The sequence below is a fragment of the Plantactinospora sp. WMMC1484 genome (genome assembly GCF_049315195.1).
Taxonomy (GTDB): Bacteria; Actinomycetota; Actinomycetes; order Mycobacteriales; family Micromonosporaceae; genus Plantactinospora.
On sequence record NZ_CP186055.1, the window covers coordinates 4,661,046 to 4,678,938 of the forward strand.

The 17,893-nt window shown below is 76.3% G+C and carries 2 protein-coding genes; both read left to right on the forward strand.

Translation table 11 applies throughout. The features are described 5' to 3' along the window. Positions 1-85 precede the first annotated feature (85 nt). The gene (locus ACN28C_RS20475; RefSeq protein ID WP_422769149.1) at positions 86-17,617 is read left to right on the forward strand and encodes an amino acid adenylation domain-containing protein; all 17,532 of its coding nucleotides are present in this window, start codon (positions 86-88) and stop codon (positions 17,615-17,617) included. Further along, positions 17,614-17,859: an MbtH family protein gene (locus tag ACN28C_RS20480; RefSeq protein ID WP_421493274.1), complete on the forward strand. Its 246-nt coding sequence runs from the start codon at positions 17,614-17,616 to the stop codon at positions 17,857-17,859. The genes ACN28C_RS20475 and ACN28C_RS20480 overlap by 4 nt, the downstream gene beginning before the upstream one ends. The last annotated feature ends 34 nt before the right edge of the window (positions 17,860-17,893 follow it).

Consider the following 17,893-nt stretch of genomic DNA (forward strand, 5'->3'; position numbering starts at 1 on the left):
CCCCGCCCCGACCACGACCCCGCCCCGACCACCACCACCCCGCAACGCACCGTTCCCACCCGCTGGCGAGAGGCGGTACTTCGTCGTGCCCACGAGTGACCTGAACCGCACGGACGACGGACTGTCCCACACGGACCGGCACCGGATCCTGGTCGAGTGGAACGAGGCGGCCCGCCCCGGGCCACCGGCGACCTGGCCGGCGCTCTTCGCCGAACAGGTCCGTCGGGCGCCCGGGGCGGTCGCGGTGGTCTGCGAGGACGTCGAGCTGAGCTACGCCGAGCTGGACGCCCGCGCGGGGCGGCTCGCCGCCGCGCTCGTCGCCCGGGGCGTCGGGCCGGAGCGGGTGGTCGCGCTCTGCCTGCCCCGCTCGGTGGAGATGATCGTGGCCGAGGTGGCGGTGCTCAAGGCCGGCGGCGCCTATCTTCCGGTGGACCGGGACTACCCGGCCGAGCGGATCGGCTTCATGCTCGCCGACGCCCGGCCGGTGTGCCTGGTCAGCACGGCGGAGCTCGCCGACGAGCTGCCGGAGACCCCGGGCCTGCCCCGGCTGCTCCTCGACGAGCTGCCCGAAACCGACCAGGCGGGCGGGGAGTCCGACAGGGACGGGACGCCGCAGCTGACCCCGGAGAACACGGCCTACGTCATCTACACCTCCGGCTCGACCGGGCGGCCCAAGGGCGTGCTGGTCACGCACGCCGGGGTGGCCAAGCTGGTCGCCACCCAGAGCGCCCGGCTCGGCGTCGGCCCACACAGCCGGGTCCTCCAGTTCGCCTCGCCCAGCTTCGACGTGGCGTTCTGGGACCTCTGCCTCGGGCTGCTCTCCGGCGGTCGGCTGGTGGTGGTGCCGGCCGAGCGCCGGGTGCCCGGACCGGCGCTGACCGAGTACGCCCACCGGCACGGCGTGACCTTCATGATCCTGCCGCCGGCCCTGCTCGCCGCGATGCCGCCCGAGCTGACCCTGCCGGCCGGGGCGACCCTGCTGGCCGGCACCGAGCGGGTCTCACCAGAACTGGTCGCCCGCTGGGCGCCGGGCCGGCCGATGTTCAACGCCTACGGGCCGACCGAGGCGACGGTCAACTCGACGCTGGGGGAGTGCGACCCGGCCACCCCGCCCGGCGGGGTGGTGCCGATCGGCCGCCCCGACCCGGGCACCCGCTGCTACGTGCTGGACGCCGCGCTCCAGCCGGTGCCGGTCGGCGTGCCCGGCGAGCTCTACCTCGGCGGGTCGGGGCTGGCCCGGGGCTATCTCGGCCAGCCGGGGCTTACCGCGCAGCGCTTCGTCGCCGACCCGTACGGGCCGGCCGGCGGACGGCTCTACCGCACCGGTGACCTGGTGCGGTGGCTGCCGGACGGGCGGCTGGAGTTCCTCGGCCGCGCCGACGACCAGGTGAAGATCCGTGGCTACCGGATCGAGCCGGGCGAGATCGAGTCGGTGCTGGCCCAGCATCCGGCGGTCGGCCAGGTCGCCGTGCTGGCCCGGCCGGGGCGGGACGGTCAGCAACGGCTCGCCGCGTACGTCGTACCGGCGCCGGGCCGGGCCGCCGAGCGGGACGCCGAGGTGGAGTCGGCCCGGGTGGAGGACTGGCAGCGGCTGCACGAGCTGCTCTACACCGCCGGGCGGGCCGAGCGGTTCGGGGAGAACTTCACCGGCTGGAACAGCAGCTACGACGGGCTGCCGATCCCGCTGCCCGAGATGCGCGAGTGGCGGGACTCGACGGTGCGGCGGATCCTCGCGCTCCGTCCGCGCCGGGTGCTGGAGCTCGGGGTCGGCAGCGGGCTGCTGCTGGCCAAGGTGGCGCCGGAGGTGGCGGCGTACTGGGGCACCGACCTCTCCCCGGCGGCGGTCGAGGCGCTCCGCGAGCAGGTGGCGGCGGTGCCGGAGCTGGCCGACCGGGTCGAGCTGCGGGCCCAGCCGGCCGACGTGACCGACGGGCTGCCCACCGGCTACTTCGACACCATCGTGCTCAACTCGGTGCTGCAGTACTTCCCCAGCGCCGACTACCTGGTCGAGGTGCTGGACCGGGCCGCCGGACTGCTCGCGCCCGGCGGCAGCATCTTCGTCGGCGACGTGCGCAACCTGCGGCTGCACCGCACGCTGCGCGGGGCGATCGAGGCCGGCCGGCGCCGGCCCGGCGAGGAGGGGCGGGCCGCCGCGCTCGCCGCCGTCGAGCAGGGCCTGCACTGGGAGGGCGAGCTGCTGCTCGATCCCGACTTCTTCCCGGCCCTGGCGGGGCGGGTTCCGGCGATCGTCGGGGTCGAGCTGGCGGTCAAGCGCGGCCGGGCGCGCAACGAACTGACCCGCTACCGGTACGACGTGGTGCTGCGCACCGCCACCACCGATGCTCCGTCCACCCTGGACCAGGTGGTCGAGCTGCCCTGGACCGAGCTGCCGTCCGGGCTGGCCGGGCTCGCCGACCGGCTGGAGACGCGGCGTCCGGCGGTGCTGCGGGTGACCGGGGTGCGCAACGCCCGGCTCGACGCCGACCTCGCCGCCTGCCGGGAGCTGACGGACGACCCCGCCGCACCCGGGACGGGTGCCGCCGGCCGGGAGCCGGCGGTCGACCCGGAGGAGGTGTACGAGCTGGCCGACCGGCTCGGCTACGCCGTCGAGGTCACCTGGTCCGGCACGGCCGACGACGGCCGCCTCGACCTGCTCCTCTCCCGCCCCGACGCGCACCCCGCCGAACCGGCGTACCGGCCCGGGAACCCGGCCGCCGAGCCGGCCCGGTACGCCAACCGGCCGGCCCCGTTCCGGGACGTCGCCGCGCTCCTGGCGGAGCTGCGCGGGTACGCCCGGAGCTGGCTGCCGGACCACATGGTGCCGGCCGCCTTCGTGCCGCTGCACCGGCTGCCGGTGCTGCCCAGCGGCAAGCTGGACCGGGCCGCCCTGCCGGTGCCGGACTTCGCGGCACCGACCACCGGAGCCCGCCCCCGGGACGCCCGCGAGGAGGTGCTCTGTGCCCTCTACGCCGAGGTGCTGGGGTTGCCCGAGGTCGGGGTCGAGGACGACTTCTTCGCCCTCGGCGGGGACAGCATCGTCTCGATCCAGCTCGTCATCCGGGCCCGGCAGTCCGGGCTGGTGATCACGCCGCGTCAGGTCTTCCAGCGGCGTACCGTCGCCGAGCTGGCCCCGGTGGCCGAGTCGTTGCCGCGCGGCGTCGCCGACGACCCGCGGGCCGGGGTCGGCGAGTTCCCGCTCACCCCGATCATGCGCTGGCTGGACGGCTGCGGCGGCCGGATCGACGAGTTCGCGCAGTGGCTCGCGGTCCGGGTACCGGCCGAGGCGAGCACCGAACGGCTCGCCGCCGTGCTCCAGGCGGCGGTCGACCGGCACGACGCACTCCGGGCCCGGCTGGTCCGGGCCACCGCGCAGCGGCCGGGCCGGCTGGTGGTGCCGGCGCCCGGCACGGTGTCCGCCACCGACCTGCTGCACCGGGTCGACGTCGCCGGGCTGACCGACGAGGCGCTGCGGGGGCGGATCGAGGCCGCCGCCGACGCCGCCGGAGCGCGACTGGCGCCGGAGGCCGGCGTGATGCTCCAGGCCGTCTGGCTCGACGCCGGGCGGGACCGGCCCGGCCGGCTGGTCGTGGTGGTGCACCACGTCGTGGTCGACGGCGTCTCCTGGCGGATCCTCCTGCCCGACCTCGCGGCGGCCTGGGCGGACGTGCTCGCCGGCCGGGCGCCCCGGCTGGAACCGGTCGGCACCCCGCTGCGGCGCTGGGCCGAGCTGGTGCACGCCGACGCCGAGTCCGCCGACCGGACCGCCGAGCTGCCGCTCTGGATCGGGCAGCTGCGCGGCGAGGACCCGCCGCTGGCGGACCGCCCGCTCGACCCGGTCGGCGACCTGGCAGGCGTCCGCCGGCTCACCCTGCGGCTGCCGGCGGACCGGACCGCGCCGCTGCTCACCAGCATCCCGGCGGCCTTCTCCGCCGGGGTCAACGACGTGCTGCTCACCGCGCTGGCGCTGGCGCTCGCCGACTGGCGCCGCCGTCGGGGGAGCGGGGCGCCGGCGCCGGCGCTGGTGGCGCTGGAGGGGCACGGCCGGGAGGAGCAGCTCGCCGACGGCGTCGACCTATCCCGCACCCTCGGCTGGTTCACCAGCATCTTCCCGGTCCGGCTCGACCTCGGGCCGATCGACCTCGACGCGGCGCTGGCCGGCGGTGAGGACGCCGGCCGGGCACTGAAGCGGATCAAGGAGGGGCTGCGCGCTCTCCCCGACCACGGAATCGGGTACGGGCTGCTGCGGCACCTCAACCCGGAGACCGCCGCCGTGCTCGGCGCGCTGCCGCAGCCGCAGATCAGCTTCAACTACCTCGGCCGGTTCGGGGTGGAGGCGTCGGCGGAGAGCTGCTGGACAGCGTTGCCCGGGATCGGCCTGCTCGCCGGGGGCTTCGACGCGGCGATGCCGGTGGCGCCGTACGCGCTGGAGGTGAACGCCTTCACCGAGGACCGGCCGGACGGCCCGGGCCTCGGCGTCACCTGGGCCTGGCCGACGGCGCTGCTCGCCGAGGCGGACGTGGCGGAGCTGGCCCGGGGCTGGTTCGCCGCCCTGGAGGCGCTGGTCCGGCACGCCGCCCAGCCGGGGGCGGGCGGCCCCAGCCCGTCGGACTTCCCACTGCTCCGGCTGGACCAGGCCGAGGTGGACGCGCTCGCCGCCACCGTGCCGGCGGTCGGTGACGTACTGCCGCTGACCCCGTTGCAGGAGGGGCTCTACTTCCACGCGGTCGCCGCCGGGGCGGAGCGGGACCCGTACCGGGTGCAGCAGGTGATCGAGCTGCGCGGCCCGCTGGACGCCGCCGCGCTGCGCCGGGCCGGGCAGGACGTGCTGGACCGGCACGCCCCGCTGCGGGCCGGCTTCCCTCAGCTCGCCGACGGTCGGGTGGTGCAGCTCGTCGCCGACCGGGTCGAACTGCCCTGGCGCGAGGTGGACCTGATTGGGTGCGCCGAACCGCAGCGGACGGCCGAGTTCGAGGCGCTGGCCGAGGCGGAACGGGCGGCACCGTTCGACCTGGCCCGGCCGCCGCTGCTGCGCTGCGTCCTGGTCCGCCGGGAGCCGGAGCGGCACAGCCTGCTCCTCACCCACCACCACATCGTCACCGACGGCTGGTCGGCCGGGGTGACCCTGCGGGACCTGCTCGCCCGGTACGCCCCGGACGCCGAGCCGGACCGGCTGCCCCCGGTCACCCCCTACCGGCGCTATCTGGACTGGCTCGCCGGCCGGGACCGGACGGCCGCCGGTGCCGCCTGGCGGGCCGCGCTCGCCGGCCTGGACGGCCCGACCCGGCTCACCGCCGAGGCAACCGACGGCTTCGACGGGATGTTCCACGCCGAGCGGGCCGACGTACCGCTGCCGGCCGGGGTCGCCGCCGGGCTGGCCGGTCGGGCCCGCGCGGCCGGGCTGACCGTCGGCAGCGTGCTGCACGCCGCCTGGGCGGTGCTGCTGGGGCGTCGCCTCGGCCGCCGGGACGTGGTCTTCGGCAGCACCGTCTCCGGCCGTCCGGCCGAGCTGGACGGCGTCGAGGGGATGGTCGGGCTCTTCATCAACACCCTGCCGGTCCGGCTGCGCTGGAACCCGGCCGAGCCGCTGGTCGAGCTGGCCGGCCGGCTCCAGCGGGAGCAGGCGCAACTGCTCGACGTCCAGCACCTCGGGCTGCCGGCGATCCAGCGGCTGGCCGGCGTCGGCGAACTCTTCGACACCCTGGTGGTGATGGAGAACTACCCGGTCGACGCGGCGCCGGGCGGGGCGGCCGGCGGCCTGGAGCTGGCCGGGGTCGAGTTCCGGGAGGCCACGCACTATCCGCTGACCCTGCTGGTGACACCCTCCGGCGGGCGGCTCGGGCTGACCCTGGAGTACGACCCGGAGCGGGTCGATCCGGCGACCGTGCGGCAGCTCCGTACCGGCCTGGCCGAGGTGCTCGGCACCTTCGCCGCCGCACCGGAGCGCCCGGTCGGCCGGCTCGACCTGCTGCCGGCGGCCGACCGGGCCGCCGCGCTGGCCCGGCTCACCGGTCCGGCCGCACCGGTGCCGCCGCAGACCCTGCACGGACTGGTCGCCGCCCAGGCGGCCCGGACACCGGAGGCGGTCGCGCTGCTCGACGGGGAGCGGCGGATCTCCTACGCCGAGCTGGAGCGGCGGGCCGGCGCGCTGGCCCGGCGACTGGCCGTCCGGGGGATCCGCCCCGGTGACGTGGTCGCGGTGGCGGTGCCCCGCTCGGCCGAGCTGGTGGTGGCGCTGCTCGGCGCGCTCAAGGCGGGGGCGGCGTACCTGCCGCTGGACGTCGGGCATCCCCGGGAGCGGCTCGCCGGTGTCCTCGACGACTCCGGGGCCCGCGCTGTCGTCACCACAGTGGACGTGCTGGGCCGGCTGCCCCGGCCGACCGGGGTGGCACAGCTCGTGGTCACGGCGGGCGGAGAGCCGGAGGAGGTCCACGCGGCGGATGCCGAGCCGGGCGGGCCGACCGCCGTCGCCGGGCATGCCCCGGCCGGGGTGGCCGGCGGCGACCCCGACGGGCCCGCCTACCTGATCTACACCTCGGGCTCGACCGGGCGGCCCAAGGGGGTCCTCGTCGGGCACCGGGCGATCGTCAACCAGATCGACTGGTCGCAGCGGCGGTTCGGGCTCGGCACCGCCGACCGGATGCTGCAACTCGCCCCGGCCAGCTTCGACACCTCGGTCTGGGAGATCTTCTGGCCGCTCTGCGCGGGTGCCGCCGTGGTGCTGCCCGGCGAGGAGGAGGCCGGCGACCCGGCCCGGCTCGCCGGACTGGTCCGCCGGCACCGGGTCAGCGCGGTCACCTTCGTGCCGTCGCTGGTCGAGGCGTTCCTGCTCGACGACGAGGTGACCGCCGACCCGGGCTGGGCGGCCAGCCTGCGCTGGGTCTCCTGCGGCGGCGAGGCGCTCGCGCCGGAGCTGGCCCGGCGCTGGCACGCCCGCACCGGCACGGCGCTCGACAACTTCTACGGGCCGACCGAGACGGCGGTGCAGGTCAGCTGGTGGGCGAATGACGGCCGTGCCGAGCGCACCGTGCCGATCGGCCGGCCGGTGGCGAACACCCGGCTCCACGTCCTCGACGACTGCCTCCGCCCGGTCCCGCCCGGGGTGCCCGGCGAACTCTACGTCGCCGGAGCCCAGCTCGGGTACGGCTACCACGCCCGGTTCGGGCTGACCGCGCAGCGCTTCGTCGCCGACCCGTACGGGCCGGCGGGGGAGCGGATGTATCGCACCGGTGACCTGGTGCGGTGGCGTACGGACGGCATGCTCGAATACCTCGGCCGGACCGACGAGCAGGTCAAGATCCGGGGGCACCGGATCGACCTGGGCGAGGTCGAGGCGGCGCTCCGGTCCGCCCCCGGCGTCGCGCAGGCGGTCGCCGCCGCACGGACCGACGGCCGGGGCCGGACCGGCCTGGTCGGTTACCTGGTGCCGGCCACCGGCGTCCGGCTCGACCCGGAGGCGGTCCGGGCCGCCGTCCGGGCCGGGCTGCCGGAGTCGATGGTGCCGGGCCGGTTCGTGGTGCTGGAGGCGTTGCCGCTGACCGCGAGCGGCAAGGTCGACCGGGCCGCCCTGCCGGCACCGCAGGCCGCCACCGTCGCGCCGGCACCCGACGCCGGTCCGACAGGTGCGGGCGGGTCGGCTGCGGCCCGGGTCGGTCCGTCCGCCGCGACAGGTGCTTCCGAAGTGGACGGAGCGGTGCGGTCGGGCGGAGGCGGTGCGGCCGAGCGGCTGCTCCGGGAGATCTTCGCCGAGGTACTCGGGCTGCCCGCGACCGGCGCCGACGACGACTTCTTCGCCCTGGGCGGCGACAGCATCCTCTCCATCGCGGTCTCCAGCCGGGCCCGCCGGCACGGGCTCACGCTCGCCCCGCGCGACGTCTTCCGGCACCGAACTCCCCGGGCCCTGGCCGGGGCCGCCGGTGGCGACCAGGCGCTGACCCCGGCCGACCCGGCGGCGACCCCGGCCGGTCCGGCGACCGCAGCGGTGCCGGCGGTAGTGCCGGTGGTGCCGGCCACGGCCACCGACGACTCCTCCTGGCCGGGCACGGATCCCGACGAGCCGGGCGACGTGCCGCTGCTGCCGATCGTGCACTGGCTGCGGGAGACCGGGCTGCCGATCGACCGCTTCACCCTGAGCGGCCTGCTGGTCGTACCGGTGGACGCGGATCTCGGCTCGCTGGCCGCCGTCCTCCAGGCGGTGCTGGACCGGCACGCCGGGCTGCGGCTGCGGCTGCGCCGGGTCGCCTCGGTGCTCTGGACCCTGGAGTCGGCGCCGGCCGGCGCGGTGCATGCCGCCGACCTGCTCCGCCGGGTCGACGCGGCCGGAGCCGACGAGGGCGACCTGCGTGCCATGCTCGCCGCCGAGTCCGCCGCCGCCACGGACCGGCTGGCGCCGGAGGCGGGGACGATGCTCCAGGCGGTCTGGTTCGACCGGGCCGACCGGCCGGGCCGGCTGCTGCTCGCCGTCTACCACCTCGCCGTCGACGGGGTCTCCTGGCGGATCCTCCTGGCGGACCTCGGCACCGCCTGGAATGCCGTCCGGGCCGGCCGGGCGCCGCTGCTCGCCCCGACCGGCACCTCGCTACGGCGGTACGCGCAGGCGCTCACCGCGCAGGCACACCGCCCCGAGCGGCTGGCCGAGCTGGCGCACTGGGCCGACACCCTCGCCCCCGGCGCGGAACTGCTGCCGGGGCGGCCGCGACCGGCGGCGGAACCCGCCCGCCAGCATGTCGTACGCCTCGACCCGGCCGAGACGCTGCCGCTGCTCACCGCCGTACCGGCCGCGGTCGGCGGCGAGGTCACCGGGGTGCTGCTCGCCGCGCTCCGGCTCGCCGTCAGCCGGTGGCAGCAGCGGCACGGCCGGGACGGTGCGGCCGACCTCCTCGTCGAACTCGAACGGCACGGCCGGGAGGAACTCGACGCCGGCCTCGACCTGTCCCGCACCGTCGGCTGGTTCACAAGCGTGCAGCCGGTACGCCTGCCCGCCGGCACCGACCCGGCCGAGGTGCTGCGTACCGTCGGCGAGCGGATCCGGGCCGTCCCGGACGGCGGGCTCGGCTACGGACTGCTGCGCTACCTGAACGCCCAGGCGGCGCCGGTGCTGGCCGGCCTCTCCTCGGCCCAGATGCTCTTCCACTACTACGGCCGCTTCCCCGGCGGTGGCGCCGAGCGGGACTGGGCGCCTGCGGCCGAGTCCGACGCGATCGCCGCCGTCAACGGCGGACTCGGCCTGACCCACCTGCTCCAGGTCGACGCGGTGGCCACCGAGACCCCGGACGGGCCGGTGCTCACCGCCACCTGGACCTGGCCGGACGGGATCCTCGACGAGCCGGAGGTGGCCGGGCTGGCGGCCGAGTGGCGCGAGGCGCTGCGCCAGCTCACCGCCGCGGTCGGCACCCCGGCCCCCGTCGGCGCGGCCGGCTCGGGCGGGCGGGACGGTGCGCCGCTGGTCGCGGCCGGACTGTCGCTGAGCCCGGACGAACTCGACCTGGTCGCCCGGACCAGCCCGGTGCCGGTGGCGGAGATCTGGCCGCTCTCGCCGCTGCAGGAGGGGCTCTATTTCCACGCCAGCTACGACACCTCGGCGTTGGACGTCTACACCGCGCAGGACGCCTTCGACCTCGGCTACCGGCTCGACCTGGACCGGCTGCGCCGGGCCGGCGCCGCGCTGCTGGCCCGCAACCCCGGCATGCGGGCCGGCTTCGCCAGCGTCGGGCTGCGCCAGCCGGTGCAGTTCGTCGGGGTCGCCCCCGAACTGCCGGTGACCGAGGTCGACCTGACCGGACTCGATCCCGCCGCCCAGCAGGCCCGGATGGTCGAGCTGATGGCCGAGGACCGGCGTACCCGATTCGACCTGACCCGGCCGCCGCTCTGCCGGCTGCTGCTGCTCCGGCTCGGCGAGGAGCGCGACCGGTTGGTCGTCAGCCACCACCTGGTGCTCTGGGACGGCTGGTCCGAGGAACTCTTCGTCGAGCAGCTCTTCACGCTCTACGAGCGGGACGGCGACGACCGGGAGCTGCCGCCGGCCGGCTCCTACCGGGACCATCTGGAGTGGCTGGCCGGGCAGGACACCGGGCTGGCCGGCCGGGCCTGGCGGGACGCGCTGGCCGGGCTCGCCGAGCCGACCCTTGTCGCCCCGGAGGCGACCCTGGCGCCGGTCGTCCCGGACCGGGTCCGTACCGAGTTGCCGACCGCGCTCGGCGACCGGCTGCGCGGGCTGACCCGCCGGCACGGGCTGACCCTCAACAGCGTGCTGACCGCCGCCTGGGGGCTGGTGCTCAGCGGCCACCTCGGCCGCACCGACGTGGTCTTCGGGATGACCGTCGCCGGCCGGCACGGCGACATCCCGCACGTGGAGAACATCATCGGGCTCTTCCTCAACACCGTCCCGGTACGCGTCACCGCCGACCCCGCCGAGCCGCTGCTCGGCCTGCTGCGCCGGCTGCAGGAGCGGCGGATCGAGCTGATGCCGCACGACCACCTCGGCCTCGGCGAGGTGCAGCGGGCCAGCGGGCACGCCCGGCTCTTCGACACCCTCTACGTGTTGCAGAACTTCGTCGACGAGGGGGAGTCGGCCCGGCTGCGGGACCGGCACGGGATCGCCGCCGTCGACGGGGTGGACGCCACCCACTACCCGCTGACCCTGGTGGCCACCCCGGCCCGGCGGATCCGGCTCGCCCTGGACCACCGGCCCGACGTCGTGCCGGAGGCGGTGGCCCGGACCCTGCTGGACCGGCTGGTGGCCGTGCTGACCCGGCTGGTCGCCGAGCCGGAGACCCCGGTCGGCCGGCTCGACCTGCTCACCGCCGCCGAACGCGCCGAGCTGGTCGCGGAGTGGGCAGCCACCCGGCACCCGCTCGGCACCGGGTCCGTCGCCGACCTGCTGGCCGAGCAGGCCGCCCGGACCCCGGACGAGGTCGCGCTGGTCTTCGCCGGTCGCACCCTGACGTATGCCGAGTTCGACGCCCGGATCAACCGGCTGGCCCGGTTCCTGGTCGGCCGGGGCGCCGGCCCGGAGCGGGTGGTCGCGCTGGCGCTGCCCCGGTCGACCGAGATGGTGGTGGCACTCTTCGCGGTGCTGCGTACCGGTGCCGCGTACCTGCCGCTGGAACTCGACCACCCGGCCGAGCGGCTCGGCTTCGTGCTCGCCGACACCGGGCCGATGTGCCTGCTCTCGGTGCGCGGCGCCCGCTCCGCGCTGCCGGAGACGGAGGTGCCGACGGTGCTGCTGGACGACCCGGCGGTCACCGCCGAGCTGGCCGGGCTGCCCGGCGGGCCGCTCGGCGACGCCGAACTGCCGGCCGGGTTCGCCCGGACCGACCCGGACCGGCTGGAACACCCGGCGTACCTGATCTACACCTCCGGCTCGACGGGGAAGCCGAAGGGGGTGGTGACGCCGTACCGAGGGCTGACGAACATGCAGCTCAACCACCGCGAGGCGATCTTCGACCCGACCGTCGCGGCGGCCGGCGGGCGGCGGCTGCGGATCGCGCACACCGTCTCGTTCGCCTTCGACATGTCCTGGGAGGAACTGCTCTGGCTGGTCGAGGGGCACGAGGTGCACGTCTGCGACGAGGAGCTGCGTCGGGACGCGCAGGCGCTGGTCGCCTACTGTGACCGGCACCGGATCGACGTCGTCAACGTCACCCCGAGCTACGCGCACCACCTGATCGAGGAGGGCCTGCTCGACCGGTCCGGGCCGGACGACGGCACCGGGCGGCACGACGGCGACGGGCGGCACGAGGGCGACGGGACCGACCGGCACCGGCCGGTGCTGGTGCTGCTCGGCGGGGAGGCGGTCTCCGAGGCGGTCTGGAACCGCCTGCGGGACACCGACGACACGGCCGGCTACAACCTCTACGGGCCGACCGAATACACCATCAACACCCTCGGCGGCGGCACGCTGGAGAGCGCCACCCCGACCGTCGGGCGGGCGATCTGGAACACCCGGGCGTACGTCCTCGACGCCCACCTGCGGCTCGTTCCTCCCGGTGCCCCCGGCGAGCTCTACATCGGCGGCGTCGGGTTGGCCCGCGGCTACCACCGGCGGCTCGGGTTGACCGCGGAGAGGTTCGTCGCCGACCCCTACGGCGCGCCGGGGGAGCGGATGTACCGCACCGGTGACCTGGTCCGGCGCCGCCCGGACGGGAACCTCGACTTCCTCGGCCGCACCGACGACCAGGTGAAGATCCGGGGCTACCGGGTCGAGCTGGGCGAGATTGAGACCGCGCTCGCCGAGCACCCGGCGGTGGCACACGCCGCCGTGCTGGTCGACTCCAGCACCGACCCCGGGGTACGCCGGCTCGCCGGCTACGTCGTACGCGGCGCACTGTGGACGGAGCCGGACGACACGGTGCTGGCGGAGATCCGGGCGGAGCTGAAGCGGCGACTGCCGGACTACATGGTGCCGGCCGCGCTGGTGCCGCTGGACCGGCTGCCGCTGACCGTCAACGGCAAGCTCGACGTGGCGGCGCTGCCGGCACCGACCGTCCGGGGCGGCACGGCCTCCCGCCCGCCCTCGTCGGCCGGCGAAGACGCGCTCTGCGTCCTCTTCGCCGAGCTGCTCGGGGTGCCGGAGATCGGCGTCGACGACAACTTCTTCGACCTCGGCGGCCATTCCCTGCTGGCGATCCGGCTGGTCAGCCGGGCCCGGGTGGTGCTCGGCGCCGAGCTGGCGATCCGGGACCTCTTCGAGGCACCGACCGTCGCCGAACTGGCCGCCCGGCTCCCCGACGCGGTTGGCGGACCCGCTCGACCGGGCACCCTCGACGGATCCGCCGACGGCGGCGGCCCGGTCGATGACGGTCTGGCCGGCGGTGGCCGGGTCGCACTCGTCCCGGTCGAGCGCCCCGCCGAGCTGCCGCTCTCCTCCGCCCAGCAGCGACTCTGGATGATCCAGCAGCTCGCACCGGAATCGGCCGCCTACAACTTCCCGATCGCCGTACGCCTGCGCGGGGCGCTGGACGTCGCCGCACTCCGCGCCGCACTGGCCGACCTGACCGCCCGGCACGAGACGCTGCGTACCCTGCTCGGCGAGCGGGACGGCCGGCCGTACCAGCGGGTGCTGGCGGCGGCCGAGGCCCGGCCGGTGCTGGCGACCGTCGCCGCCGGCCCGGACGAGGTGGCCGGGATCGTCCGGGAGGCGGTACGCCGCCCCTTCGACCTGACCGGCGAGCCGCCGCTGCGCGCCACCCTGATCGAGGTGGCCGCCGAGGAGCACGTGCTCGTGCTGGTGCTGCACCACATCGCCACCGACGAGTGGTCGGACCGGCCGTTCCTGCGCGACCTGAGCACCGCGTACGCGGCCCGGCGGGTGGGACGGGAGCCGGACTGGGCACCCCTACCGGTGCAGTACGCCGACTACACCCTCTGGCAGCGCCGGCTGCTCGGCGACCCCGCCGATCCGGGCAGCCTGGCGGCGCGGCAGCTCGACTACTGGCGGGACGCCCTGGCCGGCGCACCCGAGGAGCTGGTGCTGCCGACCGACCGGGCACGGTCGGGTCGGCCCGACCCGGCCGGTGCCGAACTCGCCGTCGCGCTGCCGGCCGAGGTCGGCGCCGGGCTGCGCCGGCTCGCCCGGCAGACCGGGACCAGCCTCTTCATGGTGGCCCACGCGCTGGTGGCGGCGCTGCTGCACCGGCTCGGCGCCGGCACCGACATCCCGCTCGGCGCGCCGATCGCCGGGCGGAGCGACGCGGCCCTCGACGACCTGGTCGGCTTCTTCGTCAACACCCTGGTGCTCCGGACGGACCTCTCCGGGGACCCGACCTTCGCCGAGCTGCTGGCGCGGGTCCGCCAGACCGACCTGGCCGCCTTCTCCCACCAGGAGGTGCCGTTCGAGGCCGTGGTCGAGGCGGTCAACCCGGCCCGCTCGGTCTCCCGCAACCCGCTCTTCCAGGTGATGGTGGTGCACCGCAACCGCACCGCCGAGTGGAGCGGACTCGCCGGGCTGACCGTCACCGACGAGCCCGTCGAGACCCCGGCGGCAAAGTTCGACCTGGTCTTCGACTTCGCCGAGCGCGATGCGGCGGCGGATCAGCCGGCCGATGGCGAGGACGACGCGCTGAGCTGCCTGCTGAAGTACCGGACCGACCTCTTCGACCGGCAGACAGTCGCGCTGCTCGGGGAGCGCCTGCTCCGGCTGGCCCGGACCGTCGCCGCCGACCCCGGGACGCCGCTGGGCCGGGTCGACGTCTTCGTCGGCGACGAGCGGGACCGGGTGCTGCGCGACTTCAACGACACCGCACGCCGGGTGCCGGAGGAGACGCTGCCGGCCCTCTTCGCCCGCCGGGTGGCCGAGACGCCGGAGGCGGTCGCCGTGGTCGACCGGCAGCGGACCCTCTCCTACGCCCAACTGGACGCCGAGGCGGCCCGGCTGGCCCGGCTCCTCGCCGGGCACGGCGTCGGACCGGAGACGGTGGTCGGGGTGGCGGTGCCGCGCTCGCTGGAGACCATCGCCGTGGTACTCGGTGTGCTGCGCCTCGGCGCCGCCTTCCTCCCGCTGGACCTCAGCCACCCGGCCGACCGGCTGGCCTTCATGGTCGACGACTCCGGCGCCCGGACCGTGGTGACCACGGCGGGGGCGACCGGCCGGCTGCCGGACCGTCCCGGAGTGTCCCGCCTGCTGGTCGAGCCGATCCGCCCGGAACCCGTGCCGGGCATCCCGGCCGACGAGGGCCGAGCCGTGCCCGCCGGGCTGGACCATGCGGCGTACGTCATCTACACCTCCGGCAGCACCGGTCGGCCGAAGGGGACGGTGGTGTCGCACGACGGGATCGCCAGCCTGGTGGCGACCGCCGTGGACCGGATGGGGCTGGAGAGCACCTCCCGGGTGCTCCAGTTCGCCTCGATCGGCTTCGACGTCTTCGTCTTCGAGTTGGCGATGGCGCTCTGCGGCGGTGGCCGGCTGGTGCTCGCCCCGGACGAGACCCGTGCCCCTGGCCGGCCCCTGGTCGAGCTGCTGGAACGCGAGCGGGTCAGCCACGCGATCCTGCCGCCGTCCCTGGTGTCGGCACTGCCGCCCGACTGCGAACTGCCGGCCGGGCTGACGGTGCTTGTCGGCACCGAGACGGTCCCGCCGGACCTGGTCGGGCGCTGGGCGGAGCGGCTGCGGATGCACGCCGCGTACGGGTTGACCGAGGCGACGGTGAACTCCACGCTCTGGCGGGCCGAGGCGGGCTGGTCCGGCCCGGTGCCGATCGGGCGGCCCGACCCGAACACCCGGGCGTACGTGCTGGACGAGCGGCTCCGCCCGGTGCCGCCCGGGGTGGCCGGCGAGCTGTACGTCGGCGGGCGCGGGCTGGCCCGGGGCTACCTGGGCCGCCCCGGGCTGACGGCGGAGCGCTTCGTCGCCGACCCGTTCGGCCCGGCCGGGGCCCGGATGTACCGCACCGGTGACCGGGCCCGCTGGCGGGCCGACGGCATCATCGACTTCCTCGGCCGGGTCGACGACCAGGTCAAGATCCGGGGCTTCCGGATCGAGCTGGGCGAGGTCGAGGCGGTGCTCGCCCGGCACCCCGGGGTACGCCAGGCGGCGGTGGTGGTGCACCGCAGCGCCGACGTGACCCGGCTGGCCGGGTACGTCGTACCGGCCGGCGGCCCGGTCGACCCCGCCGAGGTCCGCGCACACGTGGCGGAGCGACTGCCGGACTACATGGTCCCGGCCGCCGTGCTGGTGCTGCCCGGCCCGCTGCCGCTGACCCCGAACGGCAAACTGGACCGGCGGGCCCTGCCGGCGCCGGACTGGGCGGCGCTGGCCGGCGACGAGCGGCCGGTCACCCCGACCCAGCAGACCCTGGCGGGCCTGGTGGCGGAGGTGCTGCGGCTGCCGAAGGTGGGGATCTCGGACGACTTCTTCGCCCTCGGCGGGCACTCGATGGCGGCGATGCGGCTGCTCGGCCGGATCCGGGCCGCGCTCGGCGTCGACCTCGCGGTCCGGGACGTCTTCGAGGCACCGACGGTGGCCGGGTTGGCGGAGCGGATCGCCGGAGCCGGAGCGGACCGGCCGGTGCTGCGCCGCACGGCCGCGGAGGCGGCGGCACCGGCCGTGGCTCCGGTGCAGCGGACCTGGTGGGAGACGCACCCGTCGTCGTCGGTGTCCTCGGGCGGCGGGTCAGGTTCGGCGGACTCTTCGACGGACGGGTCCGGCTCGCTGGACTCCTTGGCGGGCGGGTCAGCTTCGGCGGACTCTTCGGCGGGCGGGTCAGCTTCGGCGGACTCTTCGGCGAGCGGGTCCGGCGCGGTGGACTCCTCGGCGGGCCGGTCGGGCCCGGACCGCGCCCCGGCGGGCCGGTCCGGCTGGGACCTGGCGCTGGTCGTCCGGCCGGGCGGGGGAGCGGCGGCGTTGGACGTGCCGGCGATGACGGCGGCCGTGGCCGATCTCGTGGAACGGCACGAGCCGCTGCGCACCGCGCTGGCGGTCGGCGCTGGCGGCGTGCCGGTGCCGGTGCCGGCCCGACCGGTCGTGGAGCTGCTGCCGGCGACCGACGGGTCGCTCGACGACCGGATCGCCGAACTGGTCGGCACCGGCTTCGACCCGACCCGGGAGCCGCCGCTGCGGGCCTGGCTCCTGACCGCCCCGTCCGGGGGAGCTACCGGTGAGGCCGAGGCGCTGATGCTGACGACGCACTACCTCGGCGTCGACGAGTGGTCGGTGGTGCCGCTCGCCCGCGACCTCGGCACCGCGTACGCGGCCCGGCTGGCGGGTCGGGCACCGGAGTGGTCGCCGCTGCCGGTGGACTATTCGGACTATGCCCGCTGGGCGGGGACGCTGCTCGGGGACCCGGCCGCCCCGGATAGCCGGCACGCACGGCAGCTCGACTGGTGGCGGGAGGCGCTGTCCGGCGTACCGGATCGGCTGGCGCTGCCGACGGACCGGCCGCGACCGGCGGCGCTGTCCGGGCGTGGTGGCCGGGTCGAGTTCGTGCTCGATGCGGCGACGCACCGGGCGATCGACGAGCTGGCCCGGACGACCGGTACCAGCATGTTCATGGTGTTCCAGGCGGCGCTGGCGGCGCTGCTGCACCGGCTCGGCGCCGGCCCGGACGTTCCGGTCGGCACGCTGGTCGCCGGCCGGACCGAGGCGGCCGTCGGCGACCTGGTCGGCTGCTTCGTGAACCCGGTGCTGTTGCGCACCGACACCGGTGGCGACCCGACCGTCACCGAGCTGCTGGCCCGGGTCCGGGAGGCGGACCTGAGCGCCTTCGACCGGCAGGACGTGCCGTTCGACGCGGTACGCCGCGAGCTGCCGCCGGGCGGCGGACGGCTGCCGCAGGTGATGCTGGTACACCACGAGGAGGCGGGGCTGACCGGCCCGGACGGTCCGGCGGCGCTGCGCGTCGAGCCGGTGCCGACCGGGACGACCCGGGCCGAGCTGACGGTCAGCTTCTACGAGCCGCTCGGCGACGGCCCGGTGCACGGCGAGCTGGAGTACGCGGTCGAGCTCTTCGATCCGGCGACGGCCCGCCGGCTCACCGACGACCTGCTCCGGCTGCTGGCCGCAGCGGTCGACCGACCCGAGCAGCGCCTGTCGACACTCGCGGCCGACATTGCCGGCCAGGTGTCGGCGCTGGCCACCCAGTCGGGCGGCGCCGCCGCCGACCATCCGGAGAGGATCGATTCATGACCACCACCAATCCGTTCGACGACCCCGACGGCCGCTACCTCGTGCTCGTCAACGACGAGGGGCAGCACTCGCTCTGGCCGTCCTTCGTCGACGTGCCGGCCGGCTGGACGGTCGCGTTCGGCGCGGACGGCCCGCAGTCCCGGGACGACTGCCTGGCGTACGTCGAGGAGAACTGGACCGACCTCCGCCCCCGCACCCTCCGGGAGCGGATGGCAGCCGCGACCGCCGAACCGGCTGGCTGATCGGTCGACGCCCGGAAAAATGGTCGGATCTTGA

What these genes read in the sequence shown, in the direction of transcription:
- ACN28C_RS20480 (WP_421493274.1), top strand. Translation starts at nt 17,614, where the DNA reads ATGACCACCACCAATCCGTTCGACGACCCCGACGGCCGCTACCTCGTG.